This window comes from Chromobacterium sp. Ag138, from assembly GCF_055181315.1.
In genome coordinates this window covers 5,059,846-5,078,187 of sequence record NZ_JBUPWA010000001.1, presented here as the reverse complement: position 1 = coordinate 5,078,187, position 18,342 = coordinate 5,059,846, and the positions used below count along the sequence as shown (strand labels likewise).

18 protein-coding genes are annotated in these 18,342 nt (G+C 59.8%); 1 reads left to right on the top strand and 17 read right to left on the bottom strand.

What is annotated here, in order from left to right; translation table 11 throughout:
* Nucleotides 1-58: 58 nt before the first annotated feature.
* On the bottom strand, nt 59-685 hold the full coding sequence (locus ACY3GB_RS23540; RefSeq protein WP_463090877.1) for a LysE family translocator: 627 nt from the start codon (nt 683-685) through the stop codon (nt 59-61).
* A 223-nt stretch (nt 686-908) separates the two neighbouring features.
* On the opposite strand from ACY3GB_RS23540, the gene ACY3GB_RS23535 reads away from it, so the two are divergent.
* Complete coding sequence (locus tag ACY3GB_RS23535; protein WP_463090876.1) at nt 909-2,336, top strand: aminotransferase-like domain-containing protein; 1,428 nt, start codon at nt 909-911, stop codon at nt 2,334-2,336.
* 27 nt (nt 2,337-2,363) lie between these two features.
* Here ACY3GB_RS23535 and ACY3GB_RS23530 read toward each other — a convergent pair whose 3' ends face one another.
* From ACY3GB_RS23530 to ACY3GB_RS23455, 16 genes are all read right to left on the bottom strand, one after another.
* A complete protein-coding gene (locus ACY3GB_RS23530; RefSeq protein WP_463090875.1) occupies nt 2,364-3,143 on the bottom strand; it encodes a hypothetical protein in 780 nt (259 codons plus the stop codon).
* A gap of 111 nt (nt 3,144-3,254) precedes the next feature.
* Entirely contained in the window at nt 3,255-4,058 is an 804-nt protein-coding gene (locus ACY3GB_RS23525) for an EAL domain-containing protein (protein ID WP_463090874.1), read from the bottom strand.
* Nucleotides 4,059-4,138: 80 nt separating this feature from the next.
* Nucleotides 4,139-4,402: an acyl carrier protein gene (locus ACY3GB_RS23520; RefSeq protein WP_463090873.1), complete on the bottom strand. Its 264-nt coding sequence runs from the start codon at nt 4,400-4,402 to the stop codon at nt 4,139-4,141.
* 88 nt (nt 4,403-4,490) lie between these two features.
* Complete coding sequence (locus tag ACY3GB_RS23515) at nt 4,491-5,528, bottom strand: IpaD/SipD/SspD family type III secretion system needle tip protein (protein WP_463090872.1); 1,038 nt, start codon at nt 5,526-5,528, stop codon at nt 4,491-4,493.
* A gap of 81 nt (nt 5,529-5,609) precedes the next feature.
* Nucleotides 5,610-6,479 carry an IpaC/SipC family type III secretion system effector gene (locus tag ACY3GB_RS23510; RefSeq protein WP_463090871.1) on the bottom strand — a complete coding sequence of 290 codons (870 nt, stop codon included), beginning with the start codon at nt 6,477-6,479 and terminating at the stop codon, nt 5,610-5,612.
* A 20-nt stretch (nt 6,480-6,499) separates the two neighbouring features.
* Nucleotides 6,500-8,266 (bottom strand): type III secretion system translocon subunit SseC family protein, encoded by a 1,767-nt coding sequence (gene sctE, locus ACY3GB_RS23505; protein ID WP_463090870.1) that lies wholly within the window; start codon nt 8,264-8,266, stop codon nt 6,500-6,502.
* On the bottom strand, nt 8,263-8,766 hold the full coding sequence (gene sicA, locus ACY3GB_RS23500; RefSeq protein WP_463090869.1) for a type III secretion system translocator chaperone SicA: 504 nt from the start codon (nt 8,764-8,766) through the stop codon (nt 8,263-8,265). The genes sctE and sicA overlap by 4 nt, the downstream gene beginning before the upstream one ends.
* 159 nt (nt 8,767-8,925) lie before the next feature.
* Complete coding sequence (locus ACY3GB_RS23495) at nt 8,926-9,990, bottom strand: EscU/YscU/HrcU family type III secretion system export apparatus switch protein (protein WP_463090868.1); 1,065 nt, start codon at nt 9,988-9,990, stop codon at nt 8,926-8,928.
* A gap of 1 nt (nt 9,991) precedes the next feature.
* On the bottom strand, nt 9,992-10,765 hold the full coding sequence (gene sctT, locus ACY3GB_RS23490; protein ID WP_463090867.1) for a type III secretion system export apparatus subunit SctT: 774 nt from the start codon (nt 10,763-10,765) through the stop codon (nt 9,992-9,994).
* 4 nt (nt 10,766-10,769) lie between these two features.
* Complete coding sequence (locus ACY3GB_RS23485; protein ID WP_046155940.1) at nt 10,770-11,030, bottom strand: EscS/YscS/HrcS family type III secretion system export apparatus protein; 261 nt, start codon at nt 11,028-11,030, stop codon at nt 10,770-10,772.
* A gap of 20 nt (nt 11,031-11,050) precedes the next feature.
* Entirely contained in the window at nt 11,051-11,710 is a 660-nt protein-coding gene (locus ACY3GB_RS23480) for an EscR/YscR/HrcR family type III secretion system export apparatus protein (protein ID WP_463090866.1), read from the bottom strand.
* Nucleotides 11,700-12,599 carry a YscQ/HrcQ family type III secretion apparatus protein gene (locus ACY3GB_RS23475; protein ID WP_463090865.1) on the bottom strand — a complete coding sequence of 300 codons (900 nt, stop codon included), beginning with the start codon at nt 12,597-12,599 and terminating at the stop codon, nt 11,700-11,702. Before ACY3GB_RS23475 ends, ACY3GB_RS23480 begins: the two co-directional genes overlap by 11 nt.
* A complete protein-coding gene (locus ACY3GB_RS23470) occupies nt 12,599-14,383 on the bottom strand; it encodes a SpaN/EivJ family type III secretion system needle length determinant (protein WP_463090864.1) in 1,785 nt (594 codons plus the stop codon). Before ACY3GB_RS23470 ends, ACY3GB_RS23475 begins: the two co-directional genes overlap by 1 nt.
* Nucleotides 14,371-14,826: a hypothetical protein gene (locus tag ACY3GB_RS23465; RefSeq protein WP_347369287.1), complete on the bottom strand. Its 456-nt coding sequence runs from the start codon at nt 14,824-14,826 to the stop codon at nt 14,371-14,373. Before ACY3GB_RS23465 ends, ACY3GB_RS23470 begins: the two co-directional genes overlap by 13 nt.
* Nucleotides 14,810-16,099 (bottom strand): type III secretion system ATPase SctN, encoded by a 1,290-nt coding sequence (gene sctN, locus ACY3GB_RS23460; RefSeq protein WP_463090863.1) that lies wholly within the window; start codon nt 16,097-16,099, stop codon nt 14,810-14,812. The genes ACY3GB_RS23465 and sctN overlap by 17 nt, the downstream gene beginning before the upstream one ends.
* Nucleotides 16,100-16,170: 71 nt before the next feature.
* On the bottom strand, nt 16,171-18,267 hold the full coding sequence (locus ACY3GB_RS23455) for an EscV/YscV/HrcV family type III secretion system export apparatus protein (protein ID WP_463090862.1): 2,097 nt from the start codon (nt 18,265-18,267) through the stop codon (nt 16,171-16,173).
* Nucleotides 18,268-18,342 lie beyond the last annotated feature (75 nt).

The window sequence follows — 18,342 nt, the reverse complement described above, 5'->3', positions numbered from 1 at the left end:
CGTTATTGTACGCCGCCAACAAAAAAGCCCGCAAACGCGGGCTCGGGAAAAATCGGGTTCAGGCCATCAAGGCGGCCAGGGAGTTGGCTGGCAACATCTCCGCCAGCAGCCATACCGCGGTCAGCGCCAGCATCGCCGCCATGCTGCAATTGAAGGCCCGCAGCCGCAGCGGCGAGTCCAGGAAACGGCGGATGGCGACGCCGGAGCCGGCCCACACCGCGATGCATGGCAGGCTGGTGACGAAGGACACCAGGGCGAACACGCCGGCCGCGTGCCAGGGATTCATCTGAGCCGGCAGGAACACCATCACCAGGTTGAAGCCCATCAGCCACACCTTGGGATTCAGCCAGTTGAACATCAGTCCGCCCCAGAAGCCCATCGGCCGCGCGCCGGCGTCTCCCGCCTTGGCCTTGCCGGCGCGGGCCAGGTTCCAGGACAGCCACAACAGATAAACGCAGCCGGCGATGGCCAGGTAAAGCTGCAAGGACGCCATCAGCGACATCAGCGCGCCGAGGAACAGCGACAGCAGACCGATCTGCAGCGACAGGCCCAGCGCCATGCCCAGCAGGGACGGCAGCGTGCGGGAAAAACCGAAATTGACGCCGGACGAGGCCAGCACCAGATTGTTGGGGCCTGGGGTGATGGACATCACCAGCAGGTAAGTGACAAGCGCAAGCAGATTCATGACGACTCCCGAAACCGCGGCCGGCAACGCGCCGGATCCTCCGGGGCAGATCCCCGATTCAAGGTCGTCATATTAGGCGTTTTGACTGGACAATTACAGATTCAGAAAAATAGAATTGAGACCATAACAGTTTTTGATTGACCAAACTGTTATGGTCGGTTTCATTCAAAACTGTACCGACGCCCGAACCATTCTGTATCCCACACCTGCCGAGGAGCCCAGCATGAGCGGCGAGACGCTGTACCAGCAACTGGTCAACGAATGGACAGAGCTGATCCAAAACGGCACCGTGCGCCCGGGCGAGCGCCTGCCCTCGGTGCGCAAGGCCTGCGCGATGCACAAGGTCAGCCCGTCCACCATCCTGCAGACCTACCGCATGCTGGAGGACCGCGGCCTGATCGAGGCCCGGCCGCAATCCGGTTTCTACGTCAAAACGGCCGCCAGCCTGCCGTTGCCGCGGATGCGCCGCCAAAGCGCGGTTCACCACACCGGAGAAGTGGTGGACCAAATCGAAGCGGTGATGGGCGTGCAGAACCAGGCCGACTTCATCGACCTGTCGCTGGCCAGTCCCCGCGGCAGCGACTTCTACCCCACCACCCGCTTCAAGCACATCATGGGGCGGCTGCTGCGCCAGCAGCCGGAGCTGACCACCGACTACCCCTTCCCGCCGGGCTCGGAGCGGCTGCGGCGCCAGATCGCCCAGCGCGCGGTCAGCTGGGGCTGCGTGCTGGCGGCCGACGAGCTGGTGATCAGCAACGGCTGCACCGAGGCGCTGCAACTGGCGCTGCGGGCCGTCTGCAAGCCCGGCGACACGGTCGGCGTGGAGTCGCCGACCTATTTCGCGCTGCTGCCGATGCTGAAGGACCTGGGCCTGTCGGTGATCGAGATCCCCACCCATCCCACCAGCGGCCTGGCGCTGGACGCGCTGGAACTGTTGTTGTCGGAAAAGCGGCTGAACGCCATTGTCGCGATGCCCACCGTGCACAATCCATTGGGCAGCACCATGCCGCCCGAGGCCAAGCGGCGGCTGGCGCAACTGGTCAACGACTATCAGGTGCCGCTGATCGAAGACGCGCCGCACGCCGAGCTGTTCTACGGCGCCGCGACGCCGGACGCGGTCAAGGCCTACGACCGCGACGGTTGGGTCCTCTTGTGCTCAAGCTACAGCAAGACATTGGCACCGGGCTTTCGCATCGGCTGGATCGCGCCGGGCCGCTTCCTCAGCGAGGTGCGGCGGCTGAAATTCTCCAGCAGCCTGGGCCAGCCGGCGCTGCTGGAGGAGACATTGGCCGAATACCTGGAAAGCGGCGGCTACGATCACCACCTGCGGCTGATCCGCCGCCACTTCATCAGCCAGATGGAAAAACTGCGCGGCGCGGTGGCTCAGCACTTCCCGGACGGCACTCGCGCCACCCTGCCCTCCGGCGGCTGCCTGCTGTGGGTGGAGCTGCCCAGCCACGCCGACACCATGCAGCTGTTCCGCGCCGCGCTGGCCGAACGCATCACCGTGGTGCCCGGCGCGATGTACTCGGCCAAGGGGCGTTACCGCAACTGCCTGCGGCTGTCGTGCTGCTATCCGTGGAACGATGCCTACCAGCGGGCGCTGGTCCGGGTGGGGGAACTGGCGGGAGAGCTGGCGGACAGAGGCTGATCCCCGCTCCAAGCCGCCGACAGACTGTCAGTCTTCCGCGCTTGGCGCCAAACTCTGCGGGCTCGCCTTGCGCCGCGGCGGCGACGCCGGGATCAAAGAGGAATTCAACGCCGCGATATCCATGAATTCATGCAACATATCCAGGCTGCGAGTGGTGGCCTCCTGCTTGACCAGGATGTTCTGCTCCTCCATTTGCAGCGTTTCCCGGATCGCCGCCAGGATTTCCCCCTTGGAGCGCAAGCCTTTGTCCTGCTCGATCTCATCCAGCTTGTGCAATAAGTGCTGCACGATCATCCGCGGCGAGCCGTCACGCTCCTGCTCCGCCTGATGCTCGTACGACTTCAACAGATCGTCGATCTCGCGCGCGATGATTTGCACCTGCGGCTCCGGCTTCACCTGCTTGCGCTCCCAGTGCGACACCGCCACCTTCCGCCGACCGAACAACTGGGCGAAAGAATCCTGGTTTATCGACAAGCGCAAGCGCAATGTCGGCATATCCACCTGGCCGAACGGAAAGCGCTCCGGGTGCGCCGCATACCAGCGCACCAGATTGGCGATCGCGCCGTCCACCGGCAAATCCGCGTTCTTCTTGACGATGGTCGACCACCGGCCATGAGTCTGAATGCCCAAGGCCGCCAGCGCCTGGGCGACGGTCGCGCCGAAATACTCTTTGAAAGCATCCAGATCGCGCCCGACAATCGGCCTATCCTCCGGGAAAGCCAGCACCACCGGCAACCTGGAGGCGATGGCGCCGCCCAACTGCTCGTTGCCGCGTTCAATCGGAAGAAGCGATTTCTGTTCAGTCATGTCCACCCCAATGCGATTATGCGGCTTGGCGCCGCAGAATCGATGGAGTATACCCTAGCCATAGACAGAACCGCTTCCTGTTCCCATCTCGCTTGACAGTCCCATCCGGGCTTAGCGCTCCGCAACGCTTTTCGTCAGCAAGGACAGAAAATCGGCGCTGGATACCGCCGGAGAGAACAGAAAGCCTTGCCAATAGTCGGCGCCCATATCGCAGATAGCCGCCAGTTGCTCCGCGGTTTCCACCCCCTCGCAAACGCTTTCCATGCCCAGATCGCCAATCATCTGAAGCAGATTGCGCATGATCAGGCGATCGCGCTCGCAAGCCACTATCTGCCGGGTGAGGCTGCAGTCGATTTTGACGCTGGTGGCGGGTATCAAACGTAAATATTCCATAATCGAAAACCCGGTTCCGAAATCGTCGATGGCGATGCGCGCGCCCAAACGGCGCAACTGCGCGGCGATGTTGGCGATCAAGGCCATGTCCTTCGGACGATACGACTCGGTAATCTCAAACTCTATCCACGCCGGATCCACCTCCATCTCATCCATCAGGCTCGCCACCCGGCGCGGCAGCTGCGGAGTCATTTGCCGACCCGACAAATTGACCGCCATCCGGAAACCCGCCGGCAACGGCGCGGCGCTTTGCCAAGCCTTTATCTGCCGGAGGACAGATGCCAGGCTCCAGTCGCCCAGTTCGACGATATAGCCGCTCTCCTCCGCCAAGGGAATGAAATGCGCGGGGCTGACCGCCCGCCGCGCCTCCACGCTGTCCCAGCGCATCAACGCCTCGGCGCCGGCTATCCGCAAAGCATTGCAAGATAATTGCGGCTGATAGCACATTCTGAATTCGCCATCGCGCAGCGCGTTCGCCAGCGCCGCCCTGCCAGGCAACGCTTGCACGTGTTCATGCATCATCTAGTCATCTCGCTCGAACATCCGGCTCAAGCAGGCTGCGCCATCAGGAGATGGCAGCTCAACACCGGAATCCCCCCGCCTCAAACCCCATGCTCAACCCGCGCGCCCACCAAGCGCCTGACAGCGGCATACACATCCGCTACCGTGTCGATGGCGGCGACGTCCTCGGCGCGGATTTCTATGCCGAATGCCTCATTCAGCCCCATCACCATTTCCAGCAATTCCATGGAATCGGCGTATAGCTGATCCACCAGGCGGGCTTCGGGAGTCAGATAGCGTTCATCCACTCCCAGGGCCATATGCAACACCGTTCTTGCCCGATCCTCCACCTCGTCCACAGTCATGCCATTCCTCTTTTCAAACCAATAAATGTCGCAGGCGCTCTTATCTCTCAAAACCTAGCCTACGCTGAGCCAGCCTCTGCCGTTGCAATTAAATCTGCAGAAATAACTTATCCGTTTCCAAGCAAGCCGTAATAGTACTGCTTAGTACCTTCACCATATTGTCAAAGGTAGAATTCGCATTGCTGTATTTTTGAGTCAGTACCTGCAAGGTATTCTTCAACTGCTCCGCCTGCGAGTCAAAGCCGGATTTCCACGCCTGAAATGCAGCGCTATCCAGGCTGCCCGGATTTTTCAAGCTATTCAGATTCTCTGTCATCTTATCCAGCACCGACGTATCTATCTTTACTTGATTGCCTTCCAACTTCAACCCATTAGACGCCCCACTATCCTTGCCCGTCATATCTTTAAACCATTTGGCAGCATCATCTCCTTTGTACAAAACCAAATCGCTCTTACTAACTACATCACCCAGCGCATCCGTCATATCCTTCACGTGCAAGTTAATCTTGTCCGCTTTACCATCCCCGCCCCTGACAGACTCAACCCACCCCCCTATCTTGCCCAAGACCATATCGCTGAAGTTCTTGTAAAAATCGGTATAGGTACTGACAATCTTTTGATATTGCTGCAAGTAATTTTTATTCAGGCTGTCAATGCCATCGTGAACCTTCCCCCATAGCTCAACATCGCTAAAAAGAGAAGCTTGCCTCCCCTCGGCAAAATCCCGCACGTCTTCTTTGGCCAATGGCGGCGCCAATCGCGCCATTTGCGGAAAACTGGAGAACAATGACCTCACATGCGCCGGCACCTTCACGCCACTGGCGGACAAGGCGCTCAAATTGGTTTTCAGCTGATGCGCGGCCAACTCCTTATCATCCAACATATCGGCATCTGGCAATAGCCCCATATCCAATGCATTCTGCACAGGAAACAATGTGTCACGCATGTGGTTCGCTGCATGCAAGGTGTGAACCAGCTGCGTAGCTTCAGCAGGCAAATTGGAACGCATGCCATGCTTAACCTCAACACCCGGCTTGGTTGGCGAATCAGCCGATGGATCTGCACTAACTATGAACTGAGACTGCGGCATCGGTACCGGCTTAAAATCCTTAATCCCATCAAGCATGTCCCACCTCTACTCCCCAATATGAAATTACTTAAACACCGAGCGCATCCCACCGGCCTATCAAGCAAGCCATCACGGACATCAAGCGCGTATATTCCCTGCGATCTCACCCATTGTGGCTGCTATATTCTGAAAAATCTCTCGCACTTGGTTGATCAGGTTCTGAATCTGCTCGCTAGCGCCTTTCTTCTGCTCTTGCTCATTTTGGGCTACCGTGCCTGCCGACTTCCCAATCGCTTCATCTATTATTGCTTCCGCCTGCTTGTAAGTTCCCATTAAATTAATCGGGGCAGCAAAAATCGTAGCAAAACCTTGTGCGGAAGTGGAAAAGAATTCACCACGAATCTCCAGCTTCTTGGCATTTACATACTCAGGGGATTTTTCCCCAGGCGCTTTTTGCTGCCCATTCAAACCTTCATTTTTGAGCTTGGCCCCATAAAAACTCATGCTAATCTGCACGCCGCCTTGAATAAATGCCGCAGTCATCGCATACATGCCCTGCTGGCGAATATCGGCGGCTTGATGCTTGGCCGCAGCAAAACTGATTTCAATGAATTTGCTTTCCATTTTACTATTAGCAGCGCGTATCTTCGACATCACATCAACTAATAAGATCATGATCATAGTGAATGCATTAGACATCCCACTGACATCAAAACTTGGATCATCTAGTTTTTTGGAAATAGATTCAGCGCTATAAGACAAATTCAGATCTTGCAGCTTCTCATCCCAGAACTTCATTACCCCTACCGTCACCTTAACTTTAGGCGTAGTTAAATCAGGGCTACCAGGAGATAAATACGAACCATGCCCACCAGTACCGACAATGACTATAGAAGCGAAAGCAACTGTCCCCCCTGATGCGGTAGGGGACGTCCCTCTCAACGAATCTATGCCATCGTTAGGTAAAAAAACTGCGTTACCGGTATAATAACTCTCTATCGCGGCCATTTATTTATTCCTCCAAGTAGTCAAGCGTGGCTGCGCCGCAGCACATGGCGACCAGCATCTTCGTTCTGCTTCAAGCTAGATGAGATGGTTGCAATCAAATCTTGGCCGATTTTAAAGCTAGCCCCATAAGTCTCCACCGCCTCATTCATCCACTGTTTGATTTTGTCCAGCTCCGCCCTGCCTAGCACGATATCCGCCAATGCATCGCTTTTCTTTTTCTCAGCAACGCCGCGTGCGCCAGATGTGGCGCCATCAGCAATAGCCAGGCCACCTTGCGAATAATTAATCATTTTCTTGACACGCAAGGTCTGCCATTCCATTTTTTGAGTCTCATTCAGACCAGCAGGCATATTTTTCTCGCTTGCTAGAAAATCCTTGCCTTTCTGCATGACACGAGAAAATCCTTTGCTTATACCGCTGGAAAGATTTTTCAGCACTTGCGGCACTAAATTCTTCATTTCATCTGTTATTAACTTCCCGATCACATCGCCCATTTTGCTGGCTATGCTTTTACCCACAGTAGCTACCAGCGCCATGACGGCGACCATCGCAATGGCCGCGATGATCCCCCCCACAATATGCCCAACCATCTCAGCGGCATCCTTGCTCACGCCGAAACCTTCTAGCATCTTGCTTATCATTTTGCTCAAAGCCTCCATCAGGGGCTTTAATATCGCATCCATCAGAGGCTTCATCGCGGCCTCCATGAATGACTTTCCGGTTATCGCTTTCCCCACCTCATCCGCAACCATCAGGCCCAGGCCTACAGCGGCCAACGCCAGGCTAGCGCCTCCGGTAAAAATAGCGCCAACTACGCTAACTGCAGTCAATATAAATCCCAATATTTTCCCCAAACACCCCAAAGCCTCCGACTTACGCTCCTCTTTTTGAAAATCTTCTGACTTTTTCTCCATCTCTTTCTGGCGCGACTCCTGCATTGCCTTAAACAAAGCAAGGTCGTTACTTAAGCTTCTCTCTGCATTTTCGCCCACCAGTTTGGAAAATTCCGCCAACTGCTCAGTCAACTGAGCCATATTCGTCAGATGCAGCTTTGCTCCATCCTTGACTATTTCGCTATTACCATTCTTATTAATGATTTCGGAGTACTTCCTATCTGCAAGAGCAGCCTTTTCATTAGCTACCCTTCCTGCTTCTGCCGCAGTATTCGCAGAAGTATCAGCCTTTCCTTGCGCAGTTTTATAAGCAGCCTCTGCGTTATCATATGCGGCTTTAGCTTTGCCATACTCAGGATCATCCTCAGCCAACCCATTCCATTTGTTCTTGGCCACATCCCTATCACTCTTAGCCTTGTCAGCGGCATCCTGATCATTTTTTGCAGTTTCATTCTTTTGCTTAAAATCTTGCGTTGCCTTATTCGAATCATTAACCAAATTGGTAAACTCTTGTGAGCTTTTTTCGCCTGCCAATCTTTGCGACTCCATCAACGCCTTCCATATCCCTAACTGAGCTTCCAGGCGCTGCACATTAACATTGCCTAACAATTTAATCAGCTCCCCCAGAATCTTGACTAACATCCCCCCCTTATCCAAATCGCTTTTTGCTTTAAATGTAGGAACTGTCAAGCCAGGAGCAGAATACGGTGACGTTGTATATTTTACGCTCTCCTTCGTGTTCGTTTCCTTATAATTCAACACATCAGCAGTTGACAGATGGATTGTATCGATGAATGCCCCTGGCTTTCGCACCTTATCGGATATAACATTCAGCATCCGCTGATGCTCCGAGGGGTAGTTTATATTTGGATTAGTAGGATCAATACCACTCATGCCGGCTCCTCATTATGCTCACCAACCTCTGCATCTTCAGCATCCTTCAATGCATCCAGATAGACTTGCGCCTTCGCTCGCAGGGTTTGATCATCGCCATATTCACACACCAGTTCAAAGCACTGCTTGGCCTTAAATGCCTTGAGCAAGCCCAACTGGCATTGCCCGATAAAAAACAATGGCCGATAATCGCCTTTTGCTTGCGCAAATGCCAACGCATACAAATCAGCCGCCTTTTGAAACTGTTTTTTTAGCTGATAAACCGCAGCCAGACCGATAATATAGTCCGGATTATAGAAGTCATAGATACAGAGAAAGCGAAAGAAAGTTTCAGCATCGTCCAGCTTTCCTTTCTGATAAAAATCGTATGCATGCGCATACAAGCCATCCATCATATCCTGCGGTATGCCATTAAGGTCTTTCAAGGTAGCGCCTTCGCGCACTGCCTCCCACACCATCTCGGCATACTTTTTTTGGTCTTCAATATCGTTCAAATTCATTATTCCGCTCCCAAGTAATCTACGTTCATCCGGGAAATTTCAGCGGGAAACGGCTATGCAAGCATTCGCATACAGCAAGAACCGCTGCCATCATTAAACCCGGATCAGCAACAACAAACATTCAAGAATCGCTCATTGCGATCAATCCAATCCCAAGCGCTAAATCGCATCCTGCTCATCCTGCTCGAAAAACTGCCGGCCTGCGCTCTCCACCTCCTCCAACCACACCAGCAAGCGCAGCACCGCATCGATCTCCTCCATGCTGATGAAGGAGTAGCGGCGATGACTGGCGAAAATGCGCCGCGCCAGCGGGATATCGCGAATCACCGGCACCCCCACCTTTTCGGCATAGGCCCGCACCGCCAGCGCGCGCTGGTTGGTCTCCAGCACGGAAACCAGCGGAATCGGCGACAACTCGGGTTTGAAATAAATGCCGATGGCGATGTGGGTGGGGTTGGCGACGATAAGCCGCGAGTTGGAAACATCCGACTTCACCTGCTCGGACAGGATTTCCATATGCACTTCGCGCCGGCGCGACTTGACCTCGGGATTGCCTTCCTGCTCTTTCATCTCGCGCTTGACCTCTTCCTTTTCCATCTTCATGTCCTTCATGAACAGGAAGTATTCGGCCAAGGCGTCCAGGACGATGATCAAGGCGATACAGCCCAGACAGGTCAGTACCAAAGACAGCAATAGCTCGCGCCAGATGACCGCCATGTCCATCGGGACTCCATGAAGCTGGGCAAACAGCAATAACTTGTGCTTGCGCCAAACCACCACCGCGGCCACCGCAAAGCTGGCCAGGTATAGCAGCGCCTTCACCACCTCCTTGACCGTCCGCAGGCTGAACAGCTTTTTGAAGCCCTCCACCGGGTTCAGCGCCGAAAAATTCAGTTGCAATGCCTCGGTGGCAAGCACAAAGCCGCTCAACAACAAGGAAGGCAAGGCGGAAGCCAGCACGCACAGCAGGAAAATCGGCAGCAGCAGCTTGATGCCCAGCCATACCACCGCCATCGCGTAGCCCTGCATGCCCAATTGGAAGCCATGCGCGATCGCCTGGCGGAATACGCCCATCAACTCCACCAGCGAGCCAAAGGACACCAGGTAGACCACGCCGGCCAGCGTCAGGCAAGCAACGATCAAGTCCTTGCTCTTGAAGGACTGGCCTTTCTTGGCCGAATCCCGCAAACGCTTATGGGTGGGCTTTTCTGTCTTGTCGGCCATCTCAGCGCGGCGCCGCCAGCCAAATGGACAAGGCTTCCGGCCGAATCGACAGCTGCGACACCGCGCCCGGCAGCACCGGCGCGAAGTAAAGCAGCAGAATCAACAGCGCCACTGCGCTCTTCACCGTCATCGCCACCGAGAATGCGTTTAGCTGCTGGGCGAAACGCGACAGCAGGCCCAGCGCCATTTCCGTCAGCAGCAGCGCCGCCACCAGTGGGCTGGCCAGCACGATGGCCTTGGCCATGACCCTGCATATCAAGCCCAACACAGGAAACAAGGCCGGCATGCCGGCGGAGAGCGGATCGCACAAGCGATAGCTTTGCGCGAACAATTCCAGCATCAGGCTCATCCCCCCGCCCTGCAGGTAGATGACCGCCGCGAACAGGTTGAACAGATTGGCCAGCTCGGAGGTGTCGACGCCGTTGGCGGGATCGACGCTGCTGCTGAAAGTGGCGCCGCGCTGGTTGTCGATGATGCTGCCCAACGCATGGAACGCCCAGAACGGCCACGCCAGCAGAATGCCCAGCAGCAGCCCCACCATCGCCTCGCGCAGCAACAGCAACGGGAATGGCGGCATGTCGGCAGGCAGCTCCGCCGCGACCGGATGCGGCCACAAACCTTGTGCCACCAGCATGGCTACGGCTGTCCGCGCCACGCCGGTTAGCACATTGTTGTTGAGGAAGGGCAGGATGAAGAAAGCCGGCCCCACCCTGGCGAAACCCAGCGCCGCGGTGGCCGCCCAGCCATGGATATCGAAGAACAGACCCAAGGGCATGCGATCAGCCCTTGCTCAGCGCCAAACGCATCGCCTCGCGGGCGAAACCCAGCAGCGTCTCGCCATACCAGCCGGACAACAGGAACAGGCACAGGCTGACGCTGAACAGCTTGATGCCGAACGGCAGCGTCTGCTCCTGCAATTGCGTGACGGTCTGAAACAAGCCCACCAGCAGACCGATGACGGTGGCCACGATGATGGGCCAAGCCGACATCAGCAACACCAGGTACAGGGCCTTGTTGCTGGCGAATACCAATTCATTCATGAAAGCGCCCCTTCAAGCCGTCAGCCCGGCAGGTCCAGGTACTGCTGCACCAAGCCTTTGGACAGCAGCGTCCAGCCATCCAGCGCCACAAACAGCACCAGCTTGACCGGCACCGAAATGGTGACCGGGCTCATCATCATCATCCCCAGCGCCAACAGCACGCTGGAGATCACCAGATCCACCACCACGAAAGGCAGGTACAGGTAAAACCCTATCTTGAAAGCGCCCTTGATCTCGCTCAGCGCATAGGCCGGCAGCAGCGCGAAGATGGACGGCTGCTCGGAGGCGGCGGCATTGCCCTGCTCCTGCTCAAACCGCTGCGCCTGCGCTTTTTCGAAGAAACGCACCAACTCAGGATCGGAGTATTTCTGCAGATAGGCGCGGTAGCCATCCAGGCCATTGGCGACGAAGTTGCTCACCGAGTCGATGCTGGAGAAGCTGACATGCTCGTCCTGGTAATAGCTGTGCGCCTGCTGGGCGATAGGCATCATCACAAACATCGACAGCATCAGCGCGATGCCGTTGAGCGTCATATTGGACGGCACCTGTTGCAGCCCCAGCGCGTTGCGCACCATCACGAACACGATGGAAAACTTGATGTAACAGGTGCCCGATGCGATCAGAAACGGCAGCAGCGTGGCGAACGCCATCAAGGCGATCAGCGACATGTCATTCGACATCGCCCGCGCCCCCCAGCCACTGCGCCACCTCGATGCCCAACTGCCCATCCAGCTGCACCAGCTCGCCCCGCCCCAGCAGCGCGCCATTGGCTCTCACCTCCACCCGCCGCTCGGCATCGGCCGCCAACGGCAGCAATTGTCCCTGGCACAGCGTCCGCAATTCATCCAGCGTGACCTGGCTCTGCTGCAATACAAACTCAAGCCGAACCGGCAATTGGCCAAAGCTCCCCATGGCCGCTTCGCTTGCCTGGCCCGCCTCTTCTTCCTGCCACTCCATCCTGATTTCCCCATCGAGTTGTTGATAACGTCCCACTACAACGCCGTTGCAGGTCACCCGAGCCGCCGGCTGCTGAATCAACAACATGTCGCCTAGGCGCACGCTCCGCAGCAAATCCAGGGAGATATCGCTCCCGCCTAGCTCGAAGCGCAATGGCAGCGGCAGGCGCGCAAGCGGGTCGGCCGCTGCCATCATCGGACTTTCCGCCGCCAAGACCTTATCCAGCCATACCGGACCTTGCGGCGTCTCCACGCGCAATAGTTCGCCGCGCGGCAACGCTGCCCCGCCCACCTCATCCCCCACCCTCAGCCTGCGATAGGCCAATTCGGGCATCGGCCACTCCAGCGGCGGCTCGCAAGCGGCGATCAATTGCGCCACCATTCCGTCCTCGACGGCGCCGCTGGCCAATCCGGCCAGTTCAGGCGCCACCTGCTCCAGCCAGATCCGCGGCTCCAGCCAGCCGTGCCAGCGCCGCTGCTCATCCCCCACCGGCAGCCATCGGCCGACGCGCGGAGCGGCCTCCATCGACGCGTTCCAGCCTTGCTCCCGCCAATGCGCCGCCAATTGCGCAAGCATCCGGGACTGCCGGTCCACCCGGCGCAACTTCAACATCAATCGTCCTCCTCCTGCTCGGCCTGCGGCTGGGAGTCTTGCCGCTTCTCGCCGCCATCGCGTCCAAGGCTCCACTGCCGCGGGTTACCTGACTGCCACTGATCGCTCAGCCGCTGCTGCACCAGGCTGTCCGATGGCAGTAACTGCAACTGCAAGCCGGCGGTTCCCGCCTGCGTTTGAATCGTCACCGCATGCTCGCCTCCCCAGCGTTGAAAGCGGTAACTCAGCCCCGACGGCGCTGGCTCCGTTTCGGCGGGTTTGACCGGCGCGCTCTTCCGTTTGTCCGAGGGCAACAGCGGCTCCGGCTCGGCCTCGCGCGGCCTTAACGGCAAGGCTTGGATCCCCGCCGCCCCATAGGCCATGACATCCGGCGTCGCCTCCGGCGGTTTGCGCGGCGTGGCGGCAGGCCTTCGCGGCGGCGACGACAAAGGGCCTGGCATGGAACTGGGCTCTGCCGCCGGTCGCCAATCGCTCACCGGGGGTGCGCTGGCCAGAGCCGGCATGATCGCTAGCGCTTGCCGACTGTCCGCCTTGGCAAGCGGGTGCTCCCAGACAGGCTGGGGCAAAACCTCGTACGCCGCCTGCAAGCCGTCTGGCGCGAATTTCGTCTGTGGCATCGGTTCGGATTGCGTTTGCCGTCCAACGGCGGTTCCCTCGGCCAGCGCAGAGGGGGGCATGGCGGAGCTCGCGTCATGGCTGGCTCGACGCTCCCCACGCGCATCGCCGGCTGGCGGCGCTTCCGCTGTCTTCTCGGCTTGCGGCGAAAGCTTGCGTTCCAGAACCGGTTCCGCATGCGAAGCGGCTCCCTCTGCAGGGGCTTTCATCGCAGGCCGACTGCCGGCGGCGAACCGCGGCGATGCCAAGCCCGCCGCCGGCTTGTCCGCGACAGAAACCACAGGCGGAGCGTCGGGCTCCCGCCCACCATGCGAAGAGATCGGCTCCCTCAACGGAGTGGAGCTTGTGGCCAATGCGAAACCACTCGGCGCCGGAACGACATTTGGCGACTCCACGACGACAGGCAGCGGCCGGCCCTGAGATGGCGGCCGCTCCGCGATCTGCTCTCCCGCCAGCTGTAACGGCTGTACCGGCAAGCCGGCATCAATCCGTGGCGCGGCTTCGGTCGTCTGTGGCCGACTCAAGACTGGCGGTTCCCCCGCGGGCGCCGGCAAACGTTGCGGTGGAGGCGAGGAAGCCGTGGCTGGCAGACTGGCCCCGACGACATCCATCTCCTGGTTCTTGCCGCGCGGACTCGGCTCCAACTTGGCCTCCCGGTGCGGCTCGTCGATCTGCGCCGCCGACGATCGCCGGTCCGCTGCCTCGCCTTTCCCGGGCAAGGACGGCAACGTCGACGGCGTCGGCTCCGTTTCCGCGGCCCCGTCGGCATCGGCCTGGACAGGCCAGGCCATGGCCGCGACCTTGGCCTCAACCGCCAACGCCACGGCCGCCTGAACTGGATGCGGCGCATCGCGAGCGAAACGCTGCGGCGGGGCCGGTCGCAGCGTCTGTCCGGAATCTAACCGCCCTGTCTCAGGGGAGCGCGCGCCGCCGGATTGCAAGCCGCCGCCATGGCTCAACGCGGGCGTTCCGCCCCACGGGGGATCGGCGCGGAGCGGCAACCATGGCTGCAGACATGCTTGCGCCTGGCCATCCTCATCCTTCCGCTTGGCCTCCTGGCTCCACCCCTCTTCCAACCTGGCAATCCAGTCGTCCATGCCTTCGTCCTCGCCGCCCAGGGCAAGCTTCATTGCCGCGCCATGGACGGCGCTTGGCGTCACGGTTCCCATTTCGTCCTCTCCTCCAGTTCGCTTTCTTCTCGCCGGATAGCTTCCAGGCGCTCCTGCCGACGTCTGAGTTGCGCCCAACGCTGGTATTTGTCTTCCTTGCGCAGCCAGAACCGGTGCAGACCGGCTTGCTCCTCCCGCTGCTGCGCCAATTGCCCACGCTGCTCGCGCAATTGGCCGATCTGCAAATCCAGGTCCTGCATGCGATGACGCATCACCGCCTGCTTGCGGTGCAGGGCGAACAGCTGGCTGCGCTCAAGCACCGTTCCCGCCGGCCGCTGCGCATGCAGCAACTGGCGCAGGCCCTCGATCTGCGCGCCCATGTCGTCGATTTCCCGCTGCAGGGCGCCATCGCGGCGCGCCAGTTGCGCCAACGCCTGCTCGCAGCGCGATTGCGCAAACCGGCAACGGCGCAACAACGCGCCGATCTTAAGCAACAAGCTCATGCATGCCCTTCAGGGTGGCCGCGAACGGCGAATGCTGGCTCATGGGCTGGCGCAGCCATTGCCTCAACGCGTCGCGCGCCCGCATCGCCCTGTCGTTGTCGGCGTTCTCGCCTGGCCGGTATTCGCCCAGGTCGATGAACACCTGCAGCTCATCCAGGCGCGCCATCAAGCCGCGCACCGCGGCGGCAAGTTGCTGGTGAGAGGCCTCGGTGACCTGTCCCGCCACCCGGCTGGTGCTCTTGAGCGCGTCTATCGCCGGGTAATGCCCTTGCCCGGCCAGCTTGCGGCTCAGGTAGATGTGGCCGTCGAGAATGGAGCGGATTTCATCGGCCAGCGGATCGGGTTCGTCGTCGCTTTCCAGCAGCACGGTGTAAAACGCGGTGATGCTGCCCTGGCCCGTCGCGCCAGGCCTTTCCAGCAAGCGCGGCAAGCTGTCGAACACCGACGCCGGATAGCCGCGCCGCGCCGGCGGCTCGCCGGCCGCCAGCGCCACATCGCGCAAAGCCCGGGCGTAGCGGGTCATGGAATCGACAAACAGCACCACCTGCTTGCCCTGTTCGCGGAAGTGCTCCGCCACCGTGGTGGCCAGGAGCGCCGCGTTGCAGCGGTCCACCGAGGAGTAATCGGAAGTGGCGTACACCAGCACGCAGCGGTCGCGCTTGGACGACTGGCGCAAAGCCTCGACAAATTCAGTCACCTCGCGGCCCCGCTCGCCTACCAGCCCGATCACGAAAACATCGGCCTCGGTCTGCTCGATCAGCATGTGCATCAGCATGGTCTTGCCGCAGCCGGCCGAGGCGAAAATCCCCACCCGCTGGCCCACGCCGCAAGTCAGCAAACCATCTATCGCCCGCACCCCGGTCAACAACGGCTCGCGTACCCCCACCCGCTGCGAATACGGCGGCGGATCGACATCGATCCCCCTCCGCCCCCCAGCCAGCCCGCCGGCATTGGAAAAACGCTCCACCACCTGGCCGGTGGGGTCCAGCACCGCGCCCAGCGCGTCGTCGCCGATCCAGGCCGACAGCGCGCTGCCGGTGGGCTGCAGCACCGCCTCGCGCGACAGGCCGCGCGCATTGCCGATCAGACTCAGCACCGCGCGCGCGCCCTGGAAACCCACCACCTGGGCGCGCGCCACCACCTCGCTGTCCTGCCAGCTGCGGCGGATCTCGCATAATTCGCCAATCGCCACATCCGGCAGGGCCGCCTCCAGAATGGGGCCGGACAGGCGCTGCGGATAAGCCAGACGACGCAACAGACGCGGCGGCCTCATCGCGCCGGCCCTCTGCCGGCCGGGGCCGGCGCAGATACAAGCTCATCAACGGCCGACATCGCTGCTCTCTCTCAAATGGTTTTGATCACATTCACCGACACGCTGTCGGTGATTTCGCCGAAGGACACCACTTCCAGATCCAGAAAGCGGGTTTCAACCAGTTTCTTGATGAAGCGGCGCACATCCACCGACGCCAGCAGCACCATGTCCTTGTGCGCCACGTTCAAGCTGCCCAGACCCACCGCGAACAGATCCATCAGCTCTTCCGAAACGGACGGCTCCAGATTGAGGAAGGCGCCGGCCGAAGTCTGGCGCACGCCCTTGCGCACCACGTCCTCCACCTCCGCCGACACCATCACCGCGCGCAGCTCGCTGCCATGGGCGAACTTGTGGCAGATGTAGCGCGCCAGCGCGCCGCGCACATGCTCCACCAGGTTGATCACGTCCTTTTCGCGCGGCGCCCACAGCGCCAGCGCCTCCATGATCAGCTTCATGTTGCGGACCGATATCCGCTCGGCCAGCAGCCGTTGCAATACCTCGGCGATGCGCTGCACAGTGGCGTGGCGCAGCACTTCCTTGAGCAGATCGGGATAGCGTCCCTCCAGCTGGTCCAGCATGTGCTTCGCCTCCTGGATGCCGAAGTACTCGCCGACATGGCGGGCCAACAGCGCCGCCAGGCACTGGTACAGCTCGTCCAGCGCCGGACGCAGCTGATAGCCCAGCTTGCCCAGCTTGTCTCCCTCTTCCGGCTTCACCCAAGCGCACTGGCCGGCGCCCTGGGGGGTCATCAGCGGCTGGATGCCGAACGCTTCGATTTCGTCCGAATAGTTGACCACCCGCTGCAGATCGAAATGCACGGCAAACGACTCAGCGCGTATCTCGTTGATCAGCAGCGCCACTTGGTTGTCTTCCATCGAGGCCGAGTCGCGCAGCAGCATGTCGGGCAGGCGCACGCCGTAGTCGATGAAGAACTGGCTGCGCAGGCGCTCCGCCAACTGCAGGCTTTCCAGTTCGGCGCGCCTGGCCTTGGGCACCAGCAGGATCAAGGGCACCGTTTCGGTCGCCACCTGATCCAGGTTTTCGATCAGGCCCAGCGAGCTTCCCTGGCCCGCGCCCTTGGCTGCGCCGCCCGCCGGAGCCGGCGTTTTATCCTTGCCGCCTTTGCCGGACTTGCCCGCGGCGGACGCCTGCGGCGCGGCGGCGGCCTTGGCCGCTTTCCACCGGAAATAGAACAACGCCCCCAGCGCGCCGGCCAGGATCAGGAACACCAGCAAGGGGAAACCCGGCAACATGCCCACCGCCAGCGCCAGGCCCGCGGTCACCACCAGAACAAAGCGGTTGCCCAGCAGCTGGCCCACGATATTGCGGCCCATATTGTCGCTGTCGCCGTTGACCCGAGTGACGATGAAGCCCGCGCTGATCGCGATCAGCAGCGCCGGGATTTGCGCGACCAGGCCATCGCCGATGGTCAGCATGGTGTAGGTGGACAGCGCGGCGGACAGGCTCATGCCGTGCTGCGTCACGCCGACGGCGATGCCGCCGATGAAGTTGACGAAGATGATGATGATGCCGGCGATGGCGTCGCCCTTGATGAACTTCATCGCGCCGTCGAACGAGCCGTACAGCTGGCTTTCCCGCTCCAGCACGCTGCGGCGCTCGCGCGCGGCGTCGGCGTCGATGATGCCGGCCCGCAGATCGGCGTCGATGCTCATCTGCTTGCCGGGCATGCCGTCCAGCGAGAAGCGCGCGGCCACCTCCGCCACCCGCTCCGAACCCTTGGTGATGACGATGAACTGCACGATAGTGACGATGGAAAACACCACGAAACCCACCGCCAGGCTATCGCCGATCACAAACTGGCCGAAGGTGGCGATGATCTCGCCGGCGTCGGCCTCGATCAGGATCAGACGGCTGGTGCTGATCGACAACGCCAGCCGGAACAACGTGGTGATCAGCAGCACCGATGGAAACGTGGAGAAACTGAGGATGCGGTCGATATAAAACGACCCCATGAACACCAGCATCGCCAGCACGATGTTGAGGCCGATCAGAAAGTCCACCAGATAGGTGGGCAGCGGGATGATCAGCATCGCGATGATCATCACCATCAACAACAGGATCAGCAATTCAGGCCGCGAGCGCGCGCCGTTCAACAAAGAAGTCAACACCGTCGTTCATCCAGAAAGTCAGACGCTCAAAGCGCCTTTCATAAGGGAAAGCAGCAAGCGAAATCCTGCGCGGCA